Below are 19,848 nucleotides of genomic sequence, written 5' to 3'. Positions count from 1 at the left end.
GTAGATGGCCGCTGCAGGGCATTCTTCAAGCCGTGGGGCGAGCCGTTACGATCGAGCCATCATGACTCAGTCGTTCATTCCTCCTGCCAAACCCGTCATCGACGAGGTCGACATCGAGGCCGCGGTGCGGGTGCTCCGCAGCGGCATGGTGGTCCAGGGCCCGGAGGTCAAGGCCTTCGAGGAGGAGTTCTCCGAGGTGTCCGGCACCGACCACTGCGTCGCCGTCAACTCCGGGACCTCCGCGCTCCACCTCGCCCTCCTCGCGATGGGCGTCGGGCCGGGCGACGAGGTCATCGTGCCGTCCTTCTCGTTCGCCGCGTCGGCGAACGCCGTGCGCCTCGCCGGCGCCGAGCCGGTGTTCGTCGACATCGAGGCCGGTTCGTTCGCCATGGACCCGGCCGCGGCACGAGCCGCCATCGGGCCGCGCACCGTCGCGCTCATGCCGGTGCACCTGTACGGCCATCCGGCCGACATGGCCGCGCTCACCGCGCTGGCCGAGGAGAAGGGTCTGGCGATCATCGAGGACGCCGCCCAGGCGCACGGTGCTGCGATCGACGGCACCCCGGTCGGCAGCTTCGGCGCCACCGGTTGCTTCAGCTTCTACCCGACCAAGAACATGCACTCGCTCGAGGGCGGCATGGTCTCGACCGGCGACGCCGAGCTGGCCCGCACGCTTCGCCTGCTCCGCAACCAGGGCATGGAGCAGCGGTACGCCAACGAGATCGTGGGCGCCAACATGCGCCTCACCGATGTCGCAGCCGCCATCGGCCGCACGCAGCTCACCCGCCTGCACCAGTGGACCGAGCGCCGGCGCGAGATCGCGGCCCGCTTCGACCGCGAGATCACGTCGGTCGTCGTGCCGCCGGTGGCCGAGGGCGCCCGCCACGTCTACCACCAGTACACGGTGCGCGTGCAGGAGGATCGCGACGGGTTCCAGGCTCGACTGACCGACGCCGGCATCGGCAACGCCGTGTACTACCCCACACCGATCCACCGGCTCAAGCCGTACCTGACGCCCGACGGCGTGCCCGATCCGCGATGGGACCTGCCGGTCACCGAGCAGGCCGCGGCCGAGGTCGTGTCCATCCCGGTGCACCCGAGCCTGTCCGACGACGACGTCACTCGCATCGTCGCCGCGGTCGAGAAGGCTGGCGCATGACGCTGCGTGCCGGCCTGATCGGCGCCGGCGCCATGGGACGCAACCACGCCCGCGTCCTGTCCGGGCTCGAGGGCGTGGACCTCGTCGGCGTGGCCGACCCCGGACTCAGCGGTGAGCTCTTCGGTGCTCCCGTCGTCGCGACTCCCGAGGACCTGATCGCGCTCGGCATCGACTACGCCGTGGTCGCCTGCCCCACGGCGCTGCACGAGCCGGTGGGCCTGCAGCTCGCCGAGGCCGGGATCCACGCGCTGATCGAGAAGCCACTGGCCTCGGACGTCGCCGGTGCCGAGGCACTGGCCTCCACATACGCAGCCAAGGGCCTGGTGGGCGGCGTCGGGCACATCGAGCGCTACAACCCCTCGCTGCAGAACCTGCGCGCACGTCTCGAGGCCGGCGAGCTCGGTGACGTCTACCAGGTGCTCACCAGGCGCCAGGGCCCTTTCCCGGGGCGCATCGCCGACGTCGGCGTGGTCAAGGACCTCGCCACGCACGACATCGATCTCACGGCTTGGGTCACGGGCCAGTCCTACGTGTCGGTCAGCGCGCGCACGGTCACCAAGAGCGGGCGCCCCCACGAGGACATGGTCACGGCCATCGCCGACCTCAGCGGCGGCACGATGGCCAATCACCTGGTCAACTGGCTCAGCCCGCTCAAGGAGCGCTCCACGGTGGTGACGGGCGAGAAGGGATGCTTCGTGGCCGACACCCTCACCGCGGACCTCACGTTCTTCGCCAACGGCGAGATCACCAGCGACTGGGAGGCCATGAGCCCGTTCCGCGGCGTCACCGAGGGAGACATGACGCGTTTCGCCATCAGCCGCCGAGAGCCGCTGCTCGTCGAGCACGAGCAGTTCCGCGACGCGGTGCTCGGCAGGACCGCCGAGATCGTCACGCTCGAGCAGGGGCTGCGCACGGTGCGGGTGGCCGATGCGATCCTGCGAGCTGCCGCTTCCGGCCAGACCGTCGAGGTGGATCAGCAGTGACGCAGGCCGGCCGCCGTGTCGTCATGCTCGTCGACAACGGCGTCATCGGTGACTCACGCGTCCAGAAGCAGGCCCGGTCGATGGCCGAGCGGGGCTGGGACGTGCATCTGCTCGGGCGTGACCGCAAGTCCAAGGAGCGCTCCACCTGGATGATGGGGGACGCCACGGTCACGCTGCTGCCCTACGACGAGGGCATGGACCGCCGCCGCCACGTGCACCGCCGCGCTCCGCTGCGCTCACCGCTGGCGTATCGCCCTGGTCCGTTCGCCGCCTACCGCCGGATCCAGATCAAGGCCAACCGGTCCTTCATCGAGACCGAGCTGGTGGCGGCTGCAGGTCGTGACGGCCTGGGCGCGACGATCACCCGGGCCTGGCTCAGGGCTCGACTGCTGGCGAACAAGGTCGAGGGTCGCTGGGTGCGGTTCCGGATCCGGCGCACGCGCGCCCTCGGCGCCACCCGCCGCGACCTCAGCGGATGGCTCGACCAGGTGACCACGTGGTTCTGGACCGTGACCGGTGGCGCCACCGCATGGCGCAAGCTCGATCCGTCGCTCAGCGCCTTCGAGGTCACCTACGGCAAGGCGATCGACCAGCTGGAGCCGGACCTCATCCACGCCAACGACTTCCGCATGCTGGGTGTGGGCGCCCGCGCCAAGACCCGGGCGATCGGTCAGGGCCGCCGGGTCAAGCTGGTGTGGGACGCGCACGAGTTCCTCCCCGGCATCCGTCCGTGGGACCTGAACCCGCGGTGGCGCAAGGCGCAGATGCTGCACGAGCGCCAGTTCGCCGCCCATGCCGACACCGTCATCACGGTCACCGAGCCGTTGGCCGAGCTGCTCGTGGCCGAGCACGACCTCGCGACCTCGCCGACGGTCGTCATGAACACGCCGGTCGTCGGGCTGGAGGAGAACCCGCACCTGATCGACATCCGCGCCGCGTGCGGGCTCGCCGACGACGTGCCCCTGCTGGTCTACAGCGGGGCGGTGGCGCCGCAGCGCGGCCTCGACACCATGATCGAGGGCCTGGTCAGCCTGCCGGACACCCATGTCGGCCTGCTGATCGCGTTCCCGCCGAGCAAGAGCACGCGCGAGCTGGTGCGCCGAGCCCAGGAGCTCGGGGTGGTCGACCGGCTGCACCTGCTGCCCTACGTCGACGTCGACGACATCGTGCCGTTCCTGCGCACCGCGACCATCGGGGTGATGCCGGCGCACAAGTGGATCAACCACGAGATCTCGCTGGCCACGAAGTTCTTCGAGTACGCGCACGCAGGTCTGCCCATCGTGGTCAGCGACCTGAAGGCGATGGCCGACATGGTGCACGCCACCGGACAGGGCGAGGTCTTCACCGCCCAGGACACCGCCTCGTACGTCGAGGCCGTCTCGCGCGTGCTCGCCGACCTGCCGCGCTACCGCCGGGCCTACGACGACGCCGAGCTGATGGAGTCGTGGACCTGGGAGAGCCAGGCCGAGATCCTCGATCGGGTGTACACCGAGGTCCTGGCCGAGGACTGACGACGTGCAACCTGATGTCTCGGTGATCGTCGCGGTGTACAACACCGCCGACCTGCTGCCCCGCACCCTGCAGTCGGTGCAGGACCAGACCCTCGGTGCCGACCGCATCGAGCTGGTGCTGGTCGACGACGGGTCGACCGACGGCAGCGCCGAGGTGATCGACGCGTTCGCGGCGTCCTACCCGGGCCCCGTGCGGGTGCTGCACCAGTCGAACTCCGGCGGCCCGGCCGCGCCGTTCAACCGCGGCCTCGAGCTGGCGACCGGCCGATTCGTGTTCTTCCTCGGGTCCGACGACCACCTCTGGACCGAGGCGATCGAGCGGATGCTCACCGCTGCCGACACCTGGGACTCCGACGTCGTCTTCGGCACCATCGTGGGACTCGACGGCCACGGCGTCGCCACCCGGGTCTACCGGCAGGGGACCACCGAGGACCTCGACCTGTTCACGTCGGCGCTGCCCTACGCGTTGTCGAACTCCAAGCTGTTCCGGCGGTCGCTGATCGAGTCGCTCGGGCTGCGGTACCGCGAGGACATGCGGCAGCGGTGCGACCAGCCGTTCACCCTGACGGCTGTCGTGCATGCCCGCAAGACCTCGATGCTCGTCGACGGCGACTACTACTTCGCCTACGCCCGACCCGATCGCAGCAACGTCACCTACACCGCCGACTACGACGAGTCGCTGCGCTCCACCGAGATCGTCATGGAGACGATCGCCGACCTCGTGGAGCCCGGTGATCGGCGCGACCACGTCATGAAGCGGCAGTTCGACATGAGCATCGCCCGGGTCCTGGACCATGAGCTGTTCACCCATCCGGTCGAGGTGCAGCGATCCGTGCTGGCCACGATCGCCGATCTGGCCGACCGCTTCCTGACCGCGCACCTCACCCGGCGGCTGCCGATCGAGGCACGCGTCCCGATCCTGATGGCCCGGCACGGCGACCTCGACGGCCTCCGCCGAGTGGTCGACGCGCTGGCCGCGGCCGACGGCGGCACGGCGATACCGGTCGTGGCCGATGGTGCGCACGTGTTCCTGGCGCTCCCCGGGTTCCGCGAGGGCACACTGCCCGACGACGCCTTCGAGTCCTTCGACCGACTGCTGCGCCGCACGCGGTTGACCATGAGCAGCGAGGGAGTCGAGCTGGCGCCGGGGGGCGGCCTCGTCATCCGTCTCGGTCTGGCGATCGAGGGGCTGCGCGCCGACCAGGTGTCGGCCGTGCTCGTGCCGGTCGACACGGCGGTGCGTCCGAGTCGAGGTCGGCGCACCAGTGCCGGGGCGTTCGCGCCGCCGCCGAACCTGCGCGTCGACGTGCGCCCCCGCGACCGGTTCGTGGTCTGCGACGTCCACGTCCCCGCGCGTCGCCTGCCCCGCACCGGCACCGCCGCGCCGCGCCTGCGCGTCGTGCTGGGAGACTATGAGTACGACTTCACGATCATGTCGCCCGACGGCACCGCCGCGGTGCACCAGTGGCGACAGGGGTGGCGTCGCCACCACGTCCTCTCCACCTCCGACGACGCCGGACGCCTGCTGCTGAAGCGCGCGACGTCGAGCACATCCATCTCAGCAGGAACAGGAGCCTCATGATGCGGGTCTGCGTCGTCGCCCTCGGCAAGATCGGACTGCCCCTGGCGGTCCAGTTCGCCAGCAAGGGACACCAGGTCATCGGTGCCGACGTCAATGCCGACGTCGTCGCGCTGGTCAATGCCGGCACGGAGCCGTTCCCGGGCGAGGCCGACCTCGGTGTCACCATGCGCACCGCCGTCGATGCGGGCCTGCTCCGCGCCACCACGGACACCGCCGCGGCCGTCGCCGAGTCCGACTACGTCGTGGTCGTCGTCCCGCTGTTCGTCGACCAGGACAGCGTCCCGGACTTCGGCTGGATGGACGCCGCGACCCGCGACATCGCGCGGGGCCTCACCGCCGGCACGACCGTGATCTACGAGACGACGCTGCCGGTCGGCACCACCCGCCAGCGGTGGGCTCCGATGCTGGAGGAGGGTTCCGGGCTCTCGGCCGGCACGGACTTCTCGCTGGTGTTCAGCCCCGAGCGCGTCCTCACCGGCCGGGTCTTCGCCGACCTGCGCAAGTACCCGAAGCTGGTCGGTGGCATCGACGAGACCTCCACCCGCAAGGCCGTCGAGTTCTACGAGGCAGCGCTGGACTTCGACGACCGGCCCGACCTGCCGCGTCCGAACGGCGTCTGGGACATGGGCACCGCGGAGGCCGCCGAGATGGCCAAGCTCGCCGAGACCACCTACCGCGACGTCAACATCGGGCTGGCCAACCAGTTCGCGCTGTACGCCGGGGTCAACGGCATCGACGTGCTCAAGGTCATCGAGGCCTGCAACAGCCAGCCGTTCAGCCACATCCACCAGCCGGGCATCGCGGTGGGCGGCCACTGCATCCCGGTGTACCCGCGGCTGTACCTCTGGAACGACCCCGACGCCACCGTCGTGCGCGCGGCTCGCGAGGCCAACGCCCAGATGCCGGCCCACGCGGTCGACCTGCTGGCCGCGGCCACCGGCGACCTGACCGGGACGGCCGTGCTGGTGCTCGGCGCCGCCTACCGTGGTGGGGTCAAGGAGACGGCCTTCTCGGGTGTGTTCCCCACCGTGGAGCAGCTGCGGGCGCGCGGTGCCACGCCGTACGTGTCCGACCCGATGTACACCGTCGAGGAGCTGGAGGCCCTCGGGCTGCCGGCCCACCGCGGCGAGTCGGTCTCGGCGCTGGTCGTCCAGGCCGACCACGCGGAGTACCGCGATCTCGCCGCCACGGACTTCCCGGACGCCACGGTGCTCGTCGACGGGCGTCGGATCACCGACCCGGCGCGGTTCGAGGGCGTGCGGCGCATCGTCATCGGCGCGCCGGAGCCGTCCTCAGCCTGAGGTCTGCTCGACCAGCACCAACGAGTCTCCGTCGAGGCGGTACACCTCGTCGGTGCGCGGGCACGTCCAGGTGCCGTCGCCTGCGTCGGTCAGGGGGTGGCCGGCTCGGCCGACCCAGCCGATGCGGCGTGCGGGGACTCCCACCACCAGAGCGTGGGCGGGGACGTCCTGGGTGACGACGGCGCCGGCGGCCACGAGTGCCCAGGCGCCGATGGTCACGGGAGCGACGCACACCGCGCGGGCGCCGATCGAGGCGCCGGTCTCGATGGTGACCCCGACGGCGGTCCAGTCGTGGGCGCTCTTCAGTGATCCGTCCGGGGCGACCGCGCGCGGGAACTCGTCGTTGGTCAGCACGGCGGCGGGGCCGATGAAGACGCCGTCGGCGACGACCGCGGGCTCGTACACCAAGGCGTGGTTCTGGATCTTGACCCGGTGCCCGATCTGCACCCCGCTGCCGATGTAGGCGCCGCGGCCCACGATGCACTGGTCGCCGAGGACGGCGCCCTCGCGCACCTGGGCCAGCTCCCAGACGGTCGTGCCGTCCCCGAGGGACGCGCGATCGTCGACCTGTGCGGTGTCCTTGACGGTGCCCATCGATGCTCCCTCTCGTCGGTGCGGTCACTGTATCGAGGGGCAACGGTGAGAGGATGGTGGGCATGCGCATGGGCGTGCTCGACATCGGTTCCAACACCGGCCACCTGCTGGTGGTCGACGGATTCCGAGGAGGCCCACCGCTTCCGGCCTTCTCGCTGAAGGAGCCGTTGCGACTCGCCGAGCAGCTGGACGAGGACAACGCGGTCACCGAGAAGGGGATCGGTCGACTCGTCGACTACGTGTCGTCGGCCAGGGCGGCGGCCGAGGACAAGGGATGTTCGACGATCCTCGCCTTCGCCACGTCGGCCGTGCGTGACGCCGTCAACGCCGACGACGTGATCGAGCGGGTCAACGCCGCCAGCGGGGTGGACCTGCAGGTGCTGGCCGGTGCGGACGAGGCGCGGTTGACCTTCCTCGCGGTGCGGCGCTGGTTCGGGTGGTCGGCCGGTCGGCTCGGGGTGTTCGACATCGGCGGTGGTTCCCTGGAGCTGGCCGTCGGGTCCGACGAGACGCCGGACGTGGCCACCTCGGTGCCGCTGGGCGCGGGTCGGCTCACCCGCGAGTGGCTCGACGCCGGCAAGTCCGCCGCTGAGCTGCGGTCGTACGTGCGCGCTGCCATCGCCGACGAGGCGGGCCCGATCCTGCGCGGGGGCGCCTTCGATCGATCGGTCGCCACGAGCAAGACGTTCCGGTCGTTGGCGCGGATGCTGGGCGCTCCGCCGTCCAGCGAGGGCCAGTACGTGACCCGCAGCATCTCGCGCAAGGACCTGGCGCCGCTGGTCGACCGCCTCGGCGACCTGACGACCGACGAGATCGCCCAGCTGCCGGGCGTCTCCTCGGACCGGGCCCACCAGATGCGCGCCGGCGCCGTCGTCGCCGAGGCGACCATGGACCTGTTCGAGCTCGACGAGCTCGAGGTCTGCCCGTGGGCCCTGCGTGAGGGCGTGCTCCTGCAGCACCTCGACCAGATGTGAGTCGGTGGGGAGCGCGACCGGCTAGCAGCGGGGGTACTGCGTGAGGGCGTGCTCCTGCAGCACCTCGACCAGATGTGAGTCGGTGGGGAGCGCGACCGGCCAGCAGCGGGGGCACTGCGTGAGGGCGTGCTCCTGCAGCACCTCGACCAGATGTGAGTCGGTGGGGGCAGTTGTGAGTCGGTCTCAGGGTTGGGCGCCGGTATTGGTGGGGCCGTCCTAGGCTGACGGTGTGTCCCCCCGTGTCTCGCTGTCGACGTCGTCGGTGTACCCGGGGTCGACCGCCAGCGGATTCGAGCTCGCGGCCCGGCTCGGCTACGACGGGGTCGAGGTCATGGTCGGGATCGACGACGTGAGTGCTGACGTCACCGCGATCCGGGCGCTGAGCTCGTTCCACGACATCCCGGTGGTGTCGGTGCACGCCCCGTGTCTGCTGGTCACCCAGCGGGTGTGGGGCAGCGACCCGTGGGGCAAGCTCGACCGCAGCGCCGAGATGGCGCACGAGGTGGGTGCTGAGCTGGTCGTGGTGCATCCGCCGTTTCGGTGGCAGCGTGACTACGCCCGCGACTTCGTCGAGGGGATCGCGGCCCGCGAGAAGACCAACGACATCGTCTACGGCGTCGAGAACATGTACCCGTGGCGCACCGGCAAGCGCGAGTTCCAGGCGTACACGCCCGGCTGGAACCCGCTCGACGAGGACTATGCCCACGTGACGGTCGATCTGTCGCACAGCTCGACGGCGGGTCAGGACCCGCTGCAGCTGGCACGTGCGCTCGGGAACCGGTTGGCCCACGTGCACATCGCCGACGGGTCGGGCTCGCCCAAGGACGAGCACCTGATCCCCGGTCGGGGCAACCAGCCGTGCGCGGAGTTCCTCGCGCACGTGGGGGCGTCGGACTTCGCCGGTGAGGTCGTCGTCGAGATCAACACCCGCAAGGCCAAGGATCAGACCGAGCGCGAGCGCGATCTCATCGAGGCGCTCGACTTCACTCGTCGTCACCTCGGCTGACCAGACGGGGGGCGAGGACGGCGCCGGTGATCAGCTGCAGCTGGTGGTAGAGCATCAGTGGCAGCACGATGAGGGCGACGTCGCTGCCCGCGAACAGCACCGTGGCGATCGGCAGTCCGCTCGCCAGGCTCTTGTTGGACCCGCAGAACACGATGGTCACCCGGTCGGGCCGGGCGAACCGGCCGATGCGGCCCACCAGTGCCGTCCAGGCCAGCACGACCGCCAGCACGGAAGCGCAGACCAGCGCGACCGCGAGCACCGACCACACGCTCTGGTTGGACCAGATCTTCGCCTCGGCGCCCTCGCTGAAGGCCACGAACACCACGAGGACGATGCTGCCCCGGTCGTACAGCTTCAGTCCCGCGTCGTGGCGCTCCACCCACGCGCCGATGACCGGCCGGAGCAGCTGGCCGAGCACGAACGGGACCAGCACTTGCAGCACGATGCGCACGATCGATCCGGCGTCGACCCGCGCGTCGGCGGTCATCAGCAGCGCGACGAGTGCGGGGGTCAGGAACACCCCGAGGAGGCTCGAGAGCGATGCGGCCACCACGGCGGCGGCCACGTTGCCACCGGCCACCCGGGTGTAGACCACGCACGACTGCACCGTCGACGGCACCAGGCACAGCAGGAGCACCCCGCTGGCCAGCCCGGGCGTCAGCAGGTTGCCCGAGAGCAGCTGGGTGGCCAGCCCCAGAGCGGGGAACACGACGAACGTGGTGGCCAGCACCGTCAGCTGCAGGCGCCAGTGTCCGAGGCCGGCCAGGGTGTCCGACGTCGACAGCCGAGCGCCGTAGAGGAAGAACAGACCGCCGATCACCACGGCTCCGACCTGCTTGAGCGCGTCGAGACCGACGCCGGTCGCGGGCACGAACGACCCGAGCAGCGCGGCGGCCACCAGGGCCACGATCAACGGGTCAGGTCGCCAGCGCACGGCCCGACACTAGTGTGGAGCGCATGAGTCAGCGCATCGCGATCCTCGGTGCCGGCGTGATGGGCGAGACGTTGCTCTCGGCGATCCTGTCCTCCGGCCACCCCACCAGCGACCTGGTCATCAGCGAGAAGCGCGCCGACCGGGCCGCCGAGCTGCGCGACGCCCACGGTGTCGAGGTCGCCGACAACGCGACGGCCTGTGCCGGGGCGGACCTCGTGCTGCTGGTGGTCAAGCCGCAGGACGTGCCCGACCTCCTGGCGGAGATCGGTCCGGCGGTGCGCCCCGGCGCCACGGTCGTGTCCCTGGCCGCCGGCATCACGCTGGCGACGATGGCCGACGCGTTGGGGCCCGGTGTCGCGGTCGTGCGGGCCATGCCCAACACGCCGGCACTGATCGGCGAGGGCATGTTCGGCGTCTCTCCCGGGCCTGAGGTAACAGACGACCAGCTCGAGGCCGTGGTCGCGGTGCTGGGTGCGGGCGGCAAGGTGGTCGTGGTCGACGAGGGTCTGCAGGACGCCGTCACCGCGGTCTCCGGTTCCGGCCCCGCCTACGTCTTCTACCTGGCCGAGGCCATGATCGCCGGCGGCGTCGACGCCGGTCTCGATCCCGACACCGCGCGCGTGCTGGCGACGCAGACCGTGCTCGGCGCCGCCCGACTCCTCGCCGGCTCCGACGACAGCGCCGAGGCGTTGCGGCATCGCGTCACCTCGCCCAACGGCACGACCCACGCAGCCATCACGACGCTCGACGACCGCGGCGTCGGCGACGGCGTGCGGGCCGCGATCGCGGCTGCGGCGGCACGGTCGGCCGAGCTCTCCGGACCGGCCTCGTAGGGTGGCGAGCATGTCCGACCGCGCCTGCGTCGTCTTCGACGAGCAGCTGACCTCCTACGACTTCGGACCGTCGCACCCCATGGCTCCAGTGCGGATCGACCTCACGATGGCGTTGGCGCGCGAGCTCGGCGTGCTCGAGCACCTCGACGTCGTCGGAGCCGCGGCGGCCACCGAGGACGACCTGGCCCTCGTGCACTCCGCGCAGTACATCGAGACGGTCCAGAACCTCAGTGCCCATCCGAGCCAGATCGACCTCTCGGTCGGGCTGGGCAGCGACGACAACCCGGTCTTCGGCCACATGCACGAGGCCAGCGCCCTGGTGGCCGGCGCCAGCGTGGAGGCCGCCCGTCGGGTCTGGACCGGTCAGGCGCCCCGTGCCGTCAACGTGTCCGGAGGTCTGCACCACGCCATGCCGGGCAACGCCAGCGGCTTCTGCATCTACAACGACATCGCGCTGGCCATCCGCTGGTTGCTCGACAACGGTGCGCAGAAGGTGGCGTACGTCGACGTCGACGCCCACCACGGCGACGGCGTGCAGAAGATGTTCTGGGACGACCCGCGGGTTCTCACCGTCTCCATCCACGAAGGGCCCCAGACCCTGTTCCCGGGCACCGGCTTCTCCACGGAGGTCGGGGGAGAGGGCGCCGAGGGCTCCGCGGTCAACGTGCCGCTGCCTCCGGGCACGTCGGACGCCGGCTGGCTGCGCGCCTTCCATGCGGTCGTCCCGCCGCTGGTGCGCGAGTTCGCGCCGGACGTCCTGGTGACGCAGCACGGGTGCGACTCCCACATGGACGACCCGTTGACCAACCTCATGCTGTCGGTCGACGGGCAGCGTGCGTCCTACCTGGCGCTGCGCGACCTGGCCGAGGAGGTGTGCGGCGGCAAGTGGGTCGCCACCGGTGGCGGGGGCTACGCGGTCATGGACGTGGTGCCGCGCGCGTGGGCGCACCTGATCTCCATCGTGTCGGGCCATCCGCTCGATCCGAGCCGCGAGACGCCGCAGCACTGGCGCGAGCGGGTGGCGGCGATACGTGGGTCGGCAGCCCGCACGACGATGACCGATGGTCGCGTCCCCGGCTACCGCGCCTGGGAGCAGGGCTACGACCCGGCCAGCTGGCTGGATCGCTCCATCCACGCCACTCGCGAAGCGGTGTTCCCGCTCCACGGACTCGACCCGTCGTACTGAGGTCGCACTACCGAAACTGCGGGCGCGCAGTGCACCGAATCGCCCGATTCAGGTATTTGTTCCCTAATCTGGGTAACCCCTGTCCCTCGCGTCCCGCGAGGCACTATCCTTCATTCAGGCACGCGCGCAGTATCTCTGGTGGGGAAGCCAGAGAGCGCGCGTGCCGCTCAGGAAGCAGGTGCTACATGACAGCCGGACAGACGTTCTTGACGGTTGCAGAAGTCGCGGCACAGATGCGCGTCTCGAAGATGACGGTCTACCGGCTCGTTCACTCCGGAGAGCTCGAGGCCGTCCGCGTTGGGCGGTCCTTCCGGGTTCCCGAGGAGGCAGTCGAGGAGTTCCTCGGCAAGTCGTTCTTCCAGGCCGGCTGACGCCGACCTTCGCAGCTGCGGTCGCCCGACGGGTGGCCGCAGTCTGCGTGTAGGCTGACGAGGATCTCGGTCGGCCGTCGGCCGACCCCTCTCGCGTATGGTGGCCGAGCCGTCGCTCTGGCCGTTCAGGAAAGTGTGTCTCGTGGGTTCAGTCATCAAGAAGCGTCGCAAGCGGATGTCGAAGAAGAAGCACCGCAAGATGCTGAAGCGCACGCGCGTGCAGCGCCGCCGTCTGGGCAAGTAGGTCATGAGCCGGGTCGTCCTGGTCACGGGCGTTGCGAATCCGTTCGCATCCGTGGCGGCGCGCCGGCTCGCCGACGTCGGCGAGGCCGGCGGGGTCTCGCGCGTCATCGGCATCGACACGGTCCTGCCGGCGGGTGACCTCGGCGGCACCAAGTTCGTCCGCGCCGACATCCGCACCCCGGTCGTCGCCAAGGTGATCGCGGTCGAGGACGTCGACACCGTGGTTCACCTCGACGTCAACCCCCATCGACACCGTGCCGGTGGTGGCGGCTCCAAGGAGCTCAACGTCATCGGCACGATGCAGCTGCTGGCCGCCGCCCAGCGGTCGAGCACCGTCACCAAGTTCGTGCTCGGCTCCTCGGCGGCCGTCTACGGCACCTCGCCGCGCGATCCTGCGATGTGGACCGAGAGCATGTCGGCCCGCGGAGGCGTGCGCAGCGGATTTCCCAAGGACATCGTCGAGGTCGAGTCGTACGTGCGCGGATTCGCACGCCGACGTCCCGACGTCATCATCACCACGTTGCGGGCCTCGCAGATCCTCGACGTCGCCATGCACTCTCCGTTGAGCGACTACTTCGCGGGCACGGTGCTGCCGGCCTCCATGGGCTTCGACCCTCGCCTGCAGTTCCTCCACCTCGACGACGCCCTCAACGTCTTCACCGAGGCGGTGCTCGAGGACCGGCCCGGCACGTTCAACGTCTCGTCCGACGGCGTGGTGCTGCTCAGCCAGGCCGCCCGACGTCTCGCCAAGCCGGTCATCCCGCTGCCGCCGCTGGGCTTCGCCTTCGCCGCGCGACGAGTCGTGCGCACCACCGGAGCCGACGTCCCGCCGGATCTGCACCGGCTGCTCACCTACGGGCGGGTGCTCGACAACTCGGCCCTGCGCAGCATCTTCGGCTACGACCCGCAGTACACGTCGGCCGAGGTGTTCGAGCAGTTCCGTCAGCACGTGCGCCCTGGCATCCTGTCGGCGCTCGGGGGAGGCGCCGCATGAGTGACAAGACGATCGGCTCGGGTGGACGTCCCGGACGAGGCGGCAAGACCTCGCCGTCGGCCGCAGCCCGCAGCCTGGCGGGCGCAGGCGCCGCCCCGCGCACGGCGCCGGTGAGGAAGAAGGCCGAGTCCACCTCCACCGCGACGTCGCAGAAGGCCGCGACCGCCAAGAAGGCTGCGTCCGCCAAGAAGCCGCCCACGGGCAAGAAGGCGCCCGCGGACAAGAAGCCGCCCACGGCCACGAAGGAGGGGGCAGCCGGGCAGTCCGGTCCGCCGCCCACCGAGCGGCCCCGCCTGCGTGCGGTCACCGACGAGGACGCCGCAGCAGCGGCGGCCCGCGCCGCCGAGGAGGCCGAACGCGAGACCCGCACCGCGGGCGCTGCGCCGCTGTCGGCTGGCATCCCGCTCGACGACATCGTCGCCGCCGTGATCCAGGGCGCGCAGCGGGTGTTCGGCAGCGACTGGGACGCCCGGATCGCCACGCTCCTGGCCACGATCCGGCGCCGGCTCAGCGGCGACTACGAGGTCGACGAGTTCGGCTTCGACCCGCAGATCACCGAGGTCCTCACCGCAGCCATGGAGCCGCTCGCCGAGGGTTGGTTCCGGCTCGAGGTGCGCGGCATCGAGAACATCCCCGCGGACGGGGGTGCGCTCCTGGTGGCCAACCACTCCGGCACGGTGCCGATCGACGGCCTGATCACCGGCTACGCGGTGCACAAGTACAGCGGTCGCCACCTGCGTCCGCTCGGCGCGGATCTCGTGTTCGTCCTGCCCTTCGTCGGCCAGCTGGCCCGCAAGGTGGGAGCCACCTTGGCCTGCACCGAGGACGCCGAGCGGTTGTTGTCCACCGGAGAAGCTCGCCGGCGTGTGGCCTGAGGGCTTCAAGGGCATCGGCAAGCCGTTCGCCGAGCGGTACAAGCTGCAGCGCTTCGGCCGCGGTGGATTCGTCTCGTCGGCCATGCGGGCGCAGGTCCCCATCGTCCCGGTGTCGATCGTCGGGGCCGAGGAGATCTACCCGCTGATCGGCAACGTGCCGTCGTTGGCGCGGCTGCTGGGGGTTCCGTACCTGCCGATCACGCCGTTCTTCCCGTTGCTGGGGCCGCTGGGCATGGTGCCGCTGCCGAGCAAGTGGATCATCGAGTTCGGTGAGCCGATCCGCACCGACGCGTACGAGCCGGAGGCGGCCGACGACCCGATGCTGTTGTTCAACGTGACCGACCAGGTGCGCGAGACCATCCAGCAGACCCTCTACCGGCTGCTCGTCGACCGCGGCAACGCCTTCTTCTGAGACCGAGGGCGCGCAGCGCCCGAGTGTCTGGGCCTGTTCGTGTCTGGGCCCGTGCGTCTCGGAACGCCGACGTGGCGTGCGCGCTAGCTGTTCTTGCCGCCGAGCAGGCCGCCGAGCAGTCCGGGGACCAGACCCTCCTGCTCCTCGTCGCCGAGCAGTCCGCCGAGGAGCGGGTCGGTGATGCCGCTGAGCAGCGGTGTGGGGGTGGGAATCGGGGTGCTACCGCCGGACGGTGCCGCGGGCTTGCTGGCCTGGCCGGTCGGGGACGATCCGGGCTGGCTCGTCGAGGGGGCGGTGGCGGTGTCGTTGCCCGAGCCGTAGCCGGGCGCCGGCTCGGTGTTGGCCGGCGTCTGACGCGAGACGCCGTCGACGGCCTTGACCAGCGAGCTGAGGTCGGCCGGCGCGCAGGACGTGCACAGTGCCGACGCCTGGGACGCCAGGCCCGAGATGGTGTCGGCGGCGAGATCGAGGGCAGCCCGGGCGTCGTCCGGCAGGTCGTCGCTCATGTTCGCGAGGGTGACCGTGGCGGACGCGGCGAAGTCGTTGACGGTGTCGATCGTCTTGGTGCTGCGGGCGTCTCCGTAGGCCAGGAACAGGCTGCTCGAGCCGCTCGACGCCTGGTCGGAGAAGTCCTCCAGCGCACGCGCGACTCGATCGTCCTTGTCGTGCGAGTCCAGCCACCATGCCTCGGCGAGACGTTCACGGGCCTGGTCGAGCTGGAACTCGCCGCGGGAGGCGTCGTCGCGGTGCAGCGCCAGCTGGACCGACTCGACGCCACGCTTGACCGGGTACAGGACGTCGCCCGGAACGGCGGTGGCGCTGGAGGAGATCATGCCCACCGAGCCGACGGCTGCCACCGCGGCCGCGGTCAGGCCGATGACGCGTCGACGGACGGGACGGGTGGTCACCTTCGGTGCCGGGGCCTCGGCGAGGGCCGGCGCAGGCGAGTCGACCAGGACGGTGGCGGCCTCGGTCATCAGCTGCGACCGCAGCGCGCTGCGGAACTCAGGATCCGGCTGTGCCACGGCGGTGCGGCACAGCGCCTCGGCCGTGCGGATCAGCTCGGCGACCTCGGCAGAGGTGCCCGAGGTGACGCCACTGGTCCACGCGTCGTCGAACGACTGCGCGTCGTCGGAGCGTCGGCGGCGGATCATGGTTCTCTTCTCAGCTGGGTGGTGGTGGGACCGGGGGTTTTCTCTTCTCGAACAACGAATCGATGTGGGCTGAAGTTACGGGAGATCGACGGGATCATTTCGCGGCGGCAACGGATCATCGGATGTCCGCCGGCATGGCTCCGGCGAGGCTGCGGACAGCCCGTAGCTGAAGCTGTTTGATGGCGCCCTCGCTGCGGCCGATGGCGGCCGCGGTCTGGGCGATCGACAGGCCCTGGATGAAGCGCATCAGGATGCAGTCGCGCTGCTCGGGTGGCAGACCGCTGACCGCCTCGAGGAGCATCTCGTTGGTGATCAGCGACAGCACCTCCGCCTCGGGGCTGTCGGCCGTGGTGCGACCCTCGGGCACCGAGTCGGTCGTGAGCTCGAGGCGCGATCGGCTCGACTTGTAGTGATCGGTGATCAGGTTGCGCGCGATCGTGGTCAGCCAGGCGCCGAAGTCCTTGCCCTGCCAGCTGAACCGCTGGATCGACCGCAGGCCACGCACGAAGGTCTCGCTGGTGAGGTCCTCGGCGAGCTGCTTGGAGCCGACGCGGTAGTAGATGAAGCGGAAGATCCCGGTGACGTAGTGGTCGTAGAGCTGCCCGAACGCTTCGCTGTCGCCGTCCTTGGCGAGGTCCACGAGCGCGCGCAGGCGGGTCGCCTCCGGGTCCGAGTCGTGGTCGTCGTCGCCGCCGGGGTCGAAGTGCGGGGAGTAGGCGTTGGTCTGCTCGGCGATCGCCATCAGCAGGGCGGACAGCCCGGGGTGAGAGATCGCGACAGAGGGCATCGCAGCCGCGCCCATCGCAGACGTCCGAAATCTCACAGGCCCTCCCTGATCCCCGGCAGTCTATGGGACTTCGGTCCCGCCGTCATGTGATTTCGATGAAAGGTGACCTTGGGCCGGGGAGTCAGGACCTGCGATTGCGCAGGACCCGCCAGGCGCCGCCCGCTGCAGCGCCCGCGACGGCGGCCTTGCCGCTGGCCATCATGACCTTGCGACCGGTGCGGTAGTCGCGGATGCGCCACCCGTTGGAGCGGGCGTGGGCACGCAGGCCGCTGTCGGGATTGATGGCGCACGGATGACCGACGAGGGACAGCATCGGCAGGTCGTTGCTGGAGTCGGAGTAGGCGTAGCACTCGTCGAGCAGCAGCCCTTCCCGTTCGGCGATCTCGCGGACGGCGACGGCCTTGCCCTCGCCGTGCAGCATCTCGCCGACGAGGCGGCCGGTGTAGACGCCGTCGACGTGCTCGGCGACGGTGCCGAGTGCGCCGGTGAGGCCGAGCCGACGGGCGATGACCGCGGCGATCTCGACGGGAGCGGCCGTGATCAGCCAGACCCGCTGGCCACGATCGAGGTGCCACTGGGCGATCGCTCGGGTGCCGGGCCAGATCTTGTCGGCCATGTTCTCGTCGAAGATCTCCTCCCCGATCTGCTCCAGCTCGCTGACGCGGTGACCCGCGATGAACGCGAGCGCCGATGAGCGCGCCTTCTCGATGTGCTCGGGATCCTCGACGCCGAGCACGCGGAAGTACAGCTGCTGCCACGCAGCCTTGGCGATGTCGGAGGTGGTGAAGAACTTGCGGCGGTGCAGCCCGCGCGCGAGATGGAAGATCGATGCGCCCTGCATGATCGTGTTGTCGACGTCGAAGAAGGCAGCGCCGTGCTGGTCCTGGTCGACGTCCAGGGCGTGCTCGACCTCGGCGGCGGCCGCCGCGGCCTGCCCGGCGAGCACGGAGCGCGAACGCAGGTTGCGCGGTTCGGGGGGCGATCCGTCGCGGGCCATGCCCCGACATTAGCCGGGATCGACATACCGAGGGTGTGGTTGACTCGGAGTCGTGATCGTCAACGTCAGTGACCTGGTCCAGCAGGCAGCCGAACGTGACCCGGACGGCTTGGCACTGGTCGAGTTTCGCCCGGATCGACGGGCGATCACCTGGCGCGAGCTGGACGAGGCGGCCGACGCCGTCGCCCGCGGGCTGTCGGCGCGCGGCCTGGTCGCGGGCCATCGGGTGGCCGTCGTGATGGCCAACCGGATCGACCTGCCGATCGCGTACTTCGGCATCCTGCGCGGCGGCATGGTGGCGGTGCCGATCAACCCGAGATCGACCACCTCGGAGATCGCACGCATGCTCGGCGACTCCACCACGAGGGTGGTGCTCTGCGACGAGACCGGTGCGCCCCAGGTGCGTCAAGCGGTGGCGTCGGGACTCGATCACGTGCCGTCGGTCGTCGTCGACGGCACCCCGGCCGAGGGCGACGAGACGACGTTCGAGGCCTTCTTGTCCGGCGCCACCGGAACGGCTCCCGCGGCACCTCCGGACGCCGAGACGCTCGCGGTGATCCTGTACACGTCCGGCAGCAGCGGCAAGCCGCGTGGCGCGATGCTCACGCACCGAGCGCTGCTGGCCAACATCGAGCAGGTCGCATCGCTGCAGAATCCGCCGATGGCTGCCGACGACATCGGGCTCGGGCTGCTGCCGATGTTCCACGTCTACGGACTGAACGCGGTCCTCGGTCAGGCTGCGCGGCAGGGTGCCACGATCGTGCTGGTCGACCGCTTCGATCCCGACGGCCTGCTCGACCTGGTCGCCGCCGAGGGGATCACCAACCTCCCGCTCGCCCCGCCGGTCGTCGCCGCCTGGGCGGGTCGACCCGACCTGCGCGAGAAGCTCGCCGGGGTGCGCACCGTGCTGTCCGGCGCGTCGAGTCTCGATCCGGACCTGGGTGCGGCGTTCACCGAGTCGTCGGGCCTGTTCGTGGAGGAGGGCTACGGGCTCACCGAGGCCGCGCCGGTCGTGGCCGTCACGTTGGCCTCGGACCGCCCACGCACCCAGCCGCCGAAGGCCGGCTCCGTGGGCCGCCCCCTGCCCGGCCTGGAGGTCCGCATCATCGAGACGGGGCAGGGCCCGGACGATCGCGGTCCGGGCGGTCCGGGTGAGCTCGCTGCCGGGCCCGACGATCCGGCGCAGCTGTGGATCCGCGGGGACAACCTCTTCTCCGGTTACTGGCCGGACGGCTCGGACGGTCCTGACGAGAACGGTTGGTACGCCACCGGCGACATCGGGCTGGTCGACCCCGACGGAGACCTGATGATCGTCGACCGGCTACGGGAGCTGGTGATCGTCTCGGGCTTCAACGTGTACCCGTCGGAGGTCGAGGACGTCATCGCCGAGGTCGACGGCGTCGGTCAGGTGGCGGTCGTCGGTCAGCCCCACGAGCAGACCGGCGAGGCCGTGGTGGCGTTCGTCGAGACGCTCCCGGGCGCCGATGCCGCCGTGGTGGTCGAGGCGGTGCAGGCCCAGTGCCGCACCCGGCTCGCACGGTTCAAGCAGCCCAGCCGGATCTCGGTCGTGTCGGGCCTGCCCCGGTCGGCCACCGGCAAGATCGAGAAGGGCCGACTGCGTGCGCTGGCCCGCTCCGAAGCGCTCGGTCTCGACAGCCCATGACCATTCCGCACGCCGGCGACGCGACGGTGGTCGTCTACTCGCGCGAGGGTTGCCACCTGTGCCAGGTCGCCGAGTCCACCGTCGCCGACGTCTGCACGTCAGCCGATGTGTCGTGGGTCCGCGTGGACATCGACACCGACCCGGAGCTGGCGCGTCGGTTCACCGACCAGGTGCCCGTGACCTTCGTCGACGGCCACCAGCACGACTTCTGGCGCGTGGATCCTCTACGCCTGCGCCAGGCCCTCGGCCGCCACTGAACCGCGCGTCGTGGTGTGACCTACGCCACCCG

At 70.6% G+C, this 19,848-nt stretch carries 21 protein-coding genes; 16 read left to right on the top strand and 5 right to left on the bottom strand.

The annotated features are described in order from the left end of the window. Positions 1-61: 61 nt before the first annotated feature. The 5 genes from AC0L5F_RS07970 to AC0L5F_RS07950 are packed head-to-tail and all read left to right on the top strand — an operon-like array spanning position 62 to position 6,536. Positions 62-1,159, top strand: coding sequence for a DegT/DnrJ/EryC1/StrS family aminotransferase (locus tag AC0L5F_RS07970; protein ID WP_473316079.1), 1,098 nt, complete (start codon positions 62-64; stop codon positions 1,157-1,159). After that, complete coding sequence (locus AC0L5F_RS07965; protein WP_473316078.1) at positions 1,156-2,142, top strand: Gfo/Idh/MocA family protein; 987 nt, start codon at positions 1,156-1,158, stop codon at positions 2,140-2,142. The genes AC0L5F_RS07970 and AC0L5F_RS07965 overlap by 4 nt, the downstream gene beginning before the upstream one ends. Beyond that, entirely contained in the window at positions 2,139-3,653 is a 1,515-nt protein-coding gene (locus tag AC0L5F_RS07960; RefSeq protein WP_473316077.1) for a glycosyltransferase family 4 protein, read from the top strand. Before AC0L5F_RS07965 ends, AC0L5F_RS07960 begins: the two co-directional genes overlap by 4 nt. 4 nt (positions 3,654-3,657) lie before the next feature. Beyond that, positions 3,658-5,235 carry a glycosyltransferase family 2 protein gene (locus AC0L5F_RS07955; RefSeq protein ID WP_473316076.1) on the top strand — a complete coding sequence of 526 codons (1,578 nt, stop codon included), beginning with the start codon at positions 3,658-3,660 and terminating at the stop codon, positions 5,233-5,235. Beyond that, positions 5,235-6,536, top strand: a complete 1,302-nt coding sequence (locus AC0L5F_RS07950; RefSeq protein WP_473316168.1) for a nucleotide sugar dehydrogenase — start codon at positions 5,235-5,237, stop codon at positions 6,534-6,536. Before AC0L5F_RS07955 ends, AC0L5F_RS07950 begins: the two co-directional genes overlap by 1 nt. Here the strand turns inward: AC0L5F_RS07950 and AC0L5F_RS07945 are convergent. Continuing rightward, positions 6,528-7,130, bottom strand: a complete 603-nt coding sequence (locus AC0L5F_RS07945) for an acyltransferase (RefSeq protein WP_473316075.1) — start codon at positions 7,128-7,130, stop codon at positions 6,528-6,530. The two genes, AC0L5F_RS07950 and AC0L5F_RS07945, sit on opposite strands and share 9 nt — an antisense overlap. A gap of 62 nt (positions 7,131-7,192) precedes the next feature. Here AC0L5F_RS07945 and AC0L5F_RS07940 point away from each other — a divergent pair, with 62 nt between their 5' ends. Together AC0L5F_RS07940 and AC0L5F_RS07935 are read left to right on the top strand one after the other, a co-directional pair. Beyond that, complete coding sequence (locus AC0L5F_RS07940) at positions 7,193-8,104, top strand: Ppx/GppA family phosphatase (protein WP_473316073.1); 912 nt, start codon at positions 7,193-7,195, stop codon at positions 8,102-8,104. Positions 8,105-8,333: 229 nt separating this feature from the next. Then, on the top strand, positions 8,334-9,110 hold the full coding sequence (locus AC0L5F_RS07935) for a sugar phosphate isomerase/epimerase family protein (RefSeq protein WP_473316072.1): 777 nt from the start codon (positions 8,334-8,336) through the stop codon (positions 9,108-9,110). Here the strand turns inward: AC0L5F_RS07935 and AC0L5F_RS07930 are convergent. Next, a complete protein-coding gene (locus AC0L5F_RS07930) occupies positions 9,088-10,044 on the bottom strand; it encodes a bile acid:sodium symporter family protein (RefSeq protein WP_473316071.1) in 957 nt (318 codons plus the stop codon). The two genes, AC0L5F_RS07935 and AC0L5F_RS07930, sit on opposite strands and share 23 nt — an antisense overlap. A gap of 23 nt (positions 10,045-10,067) precedes the next feature. On the opposite strand from AC0L5F_RS07930, the gene proC reads away from it, so the two are divergent. The 7 genes from proC (at position 10,068) to AC0L5F_RS07895 (ending at position 14,958) form a co-directional block, all read left to right on the top strand. Then, positions 10,068-10,877, top strand: coding sequence for a pyrroline-5-carboxylate reductase (gene proC / locus AC0L5F_RS07925; protein ID WP_473316070.1), 810 nt, complete (start codon positions 10,068-10,070; stop codon positions 10,875-10,877). A 10-nt stretch (positions 10,878-10,887) separates the two neighbouring features. Continuing rightward, on the top strand, positions 10,888-12,063 hold the full coding sequence (locus AC0L5F_RS07920) for an acetoin utilization protein AcuC (RefSeq protein ID WP_473316069.1): 1,176 nt from the start codon (positions 10,888-10,890) through the stop codon (positions 12,061-12,063). A gap of 185 nt (positions 12,064-12,248) precedes the next feature. Beyond that, positions 12,249-12,434, top strand: a complete 186-nt coding sequence (locus AC0L5F_RS07915) for a helix-turn-helix domain-containing protein (protein WP_423843944.1) — start codon at positions 12,249-12,251, stop codon at positions 12,432-12,434. Positions 12,435-12,576: 142 nt separating this feature from the next. Further along, on the top strand, positions 12,577-12,678 hold the full coding sequence (locus AC0L5F_RS07910; RefSeq protein WP_019143756.1) for a 30S ribosomal protein bS22: 102 nt from the start codon (positions 12,577-12,579) through the stop codon (positions 12,676-12,678). Between the two features lie 3 nt (positions 12,679-12,681). Further along, positions 12,682-13,671 carry an NAD-dependent epimerase/dehydratase family protein gene (locus AC0L5F_RS07905; protein WP_473316067.1) on the top strand — a complete coding sequence of 330 codons (990 nt, stop codon included), beginning with the start codon at positions 12,682-12,684 and terminating at the stop codon, positions 13,669-13,671. Then, positions 13,668-14,546: a 1-acyl-sn-glycerol-3-phosphate acyltransferase gene (locus AC0L5F_RS07900; protein ID WP_473316066.1), complete on the top strand. Its 879-nt coding sequence runs from the start codon at positions 13,668-13,670 to the stop codon at positions 14,544-14,546. Before AC0L5F_RS07905 ends, AC0L5F_RS07900 begins: the two co-directional genes overlap by 4 nt. After that, positions 14,536-14,958 (top strand): lysophospholipid acyltransferase family protein, encoded by a 423-nt coding sequence (locus tag AC0L5F_RS07895; protein WP_473316065.1) that lies wholly within the window; start codon positions 14,536-14,538, stop codon positions 14,956-14,958. Before AC0L5F_RS07900 ends, AC0L5F_RS07895 begins: the two co-directional genes overlap by 11 nt. 83 nt (positions 14,959-15,041) lie before the next feature. Here the strand turns inward: AC0L5F_RS07895 and AC0L5F_RS07890 are convergent, their stop codons facing one another. From AC0L5F_RS07890 to AC0L5F_RS07880, 3 genes are all read right to left on the bottom strand, one after another. Next, a complete protein-coding gene (locus AC0L5F_RS07890) occupies positions 15,042-16,112 on the bottom strand; it encodes a DUF5667 domain-containing protein (RefSeq protein WP_473316064.1) in 1,071 nt (356 codons plus the stop codon). 115 nt (positions 16,113-16,227) lie between these two features. Continuing rightward, positions 16,228-16,899: a sigma-70 family RNA polymerase sigma factor gene (locus AC0L5F_RS07885; RefSeq protein WP_473316063.1), complete on the bottom strand. Its 672-nt coding sequence runs from the start codon at positions 16,897-16,899 to the stop codon at positions 16,228-16,230. 121 nt (positions 16,900-17,020) lie between these two features. Next, positions 17,021-17,896 (bottom strand): HAD family hydrolase, encoded by an 876-nt coding sequence (locus AC0L5F_RS07880; RefSeq protein WP_473316062.1) that lies wholly within the window; start codon positions 17,894-17,896, stop codon positions 17,021-17,023. A gap of 52 nt (positions 17,897-17,948) precedes the next feature. Here AC0L5F_RS07880 and AC0L5F_RS07875 point away from each other — a divergent pair, with 52 nt between their 5' ends. Together AC0L5F_RS07875 and AC0L5F_RS07870 are read left to right on the top strand one after the other, a co-directional pair. Further along, entirely contained in the window at positions 17,949-19,559 is a 1,611-nt protein-coding gene (locus tag AC0L5F_RS07875; protein ID WP_473316060.1) for a class I adenylate-forming enzyme family protein, read from the top strand. Continuing rightward, positions 19,556-19,816, top strand: coding sequence for a glutaredoxin family protein (locus AC0L5F_RS07870; RefSeq protein WP_473316059.1), 261 nt, complete (start codon positions 19,556-19,558; stop codon positions 19,814-19,816). Before AC0L5F_RS07875 ends, AC0L5F_RS07870 begins: the two co-directional genes overlap by 4 nt. Positions 19,817-19,848: the final 32 nt, after the last annotated feature.

The organism is Aeromicrobium sp. 10G20-16, assembly GCF_055809665.1.
The sequence above is the reverse complement of the archived record's forward strand: the minus strand, read 5'-3'. Positions and strand labels throughout refer to the sequence as shown.

Coding starts and splice junctions, on each gene's coding strand:
- AC0L5F_RS07870 (WP_473316059.1), top strand. CDS start 19,556: ATGACCATTCCGCACGCCGGCGACGCGACGGTGGTCGTCTACTCGCGC.
- AC0L5F_RS07900 (WP_473316066.1), top strand. CDS start 13,668: ATGAGTGACAAGACGATCGGCTCGGGTGGACGTCCCGGACGAGGCGGC.
- AC0L5F_RS07915 (WP_423843944.1), top strand. CDS start 12,249: ATGACAGCCGGACAGACGTTCTTGACGGTTGCAGAAGTCGCGGCACAG.
- AC0L5F_RS07965 (WP_473316078.1), top strand. CDS start 1,156: ATGACGCTGCGTGCCGGCCTGATCGGCGCCGGCGCCATGGGACGCAAC.
- proC (WP_473316070.1), top strand. CDS start 10,068: ATGAGTCAGCGCATCGCGATCCTCGGTGCCGGCGTGATGGGCGAGACG.
- AC0L5F_RS07885 (WP_473316063.1), bottom strand. CDS start 16,899: ATGCCCTCTGTCGCGATCTCTCACCCCGGGCTGTCCGCCCTGCTGATG.
- AC0L5F_RS07880 (WP_473316062.1), bottom strand. CDS start 17,896: ATGGCCCGCGACGGATCGCCCCCCGAACCGCGCAACCTGCGTTCGCGC.
- AC0L5F_RS07970 (WP_473316079.1), top strand. CDS start 62: ATGACTCAGTCGTTCATTCCTCCTGCCAAACCCGTCATCGACGAGGTC.
- AC0L5F_RS07940 (WP_473316073.1), top strand. CDS start 7,193: ATGCGCATGGGCGTGCTCGACATCGGTTCCAACACCGGCCACCTGCTG.
- AC0L5F_RS07890 (WP_473316064.1), bottom strand. CDS start 16,112: ATGATCCGCCGCCGACGCTCCGACGACGCGCAGTCGTTCGACGACGCG.
- AC0L5F_RS07905 (WP_473316067.1), top strand. CDS start 12,682: ATGAGCCGGGTCGTCCTGGTCACGGGCGTTGCGAATCCGTTCGCATCC.
- AC0L5F_RS07920 (WP_473316069.1), top strand. CDS start 10,888: ATGTCCGACCGCGCCTGCGTCGTCTTCGACGAGCAGCTGACCTCCTAC.
- AC0L5F_RS07950 (WP_473316168.1), top strand. CDS start 5,235: ATGCGGGTCTGCGTCGTCGCCCTCGGCAAGATCGGACTGCCCCTGGCG.
- AC0L5F_RS07945 (WP_473316075.1), bottom strand. CDS start 7,130: ATGGGCACCGTCAAGGACACCGCACAGGTCGACGATCGCGCGTCCCTC.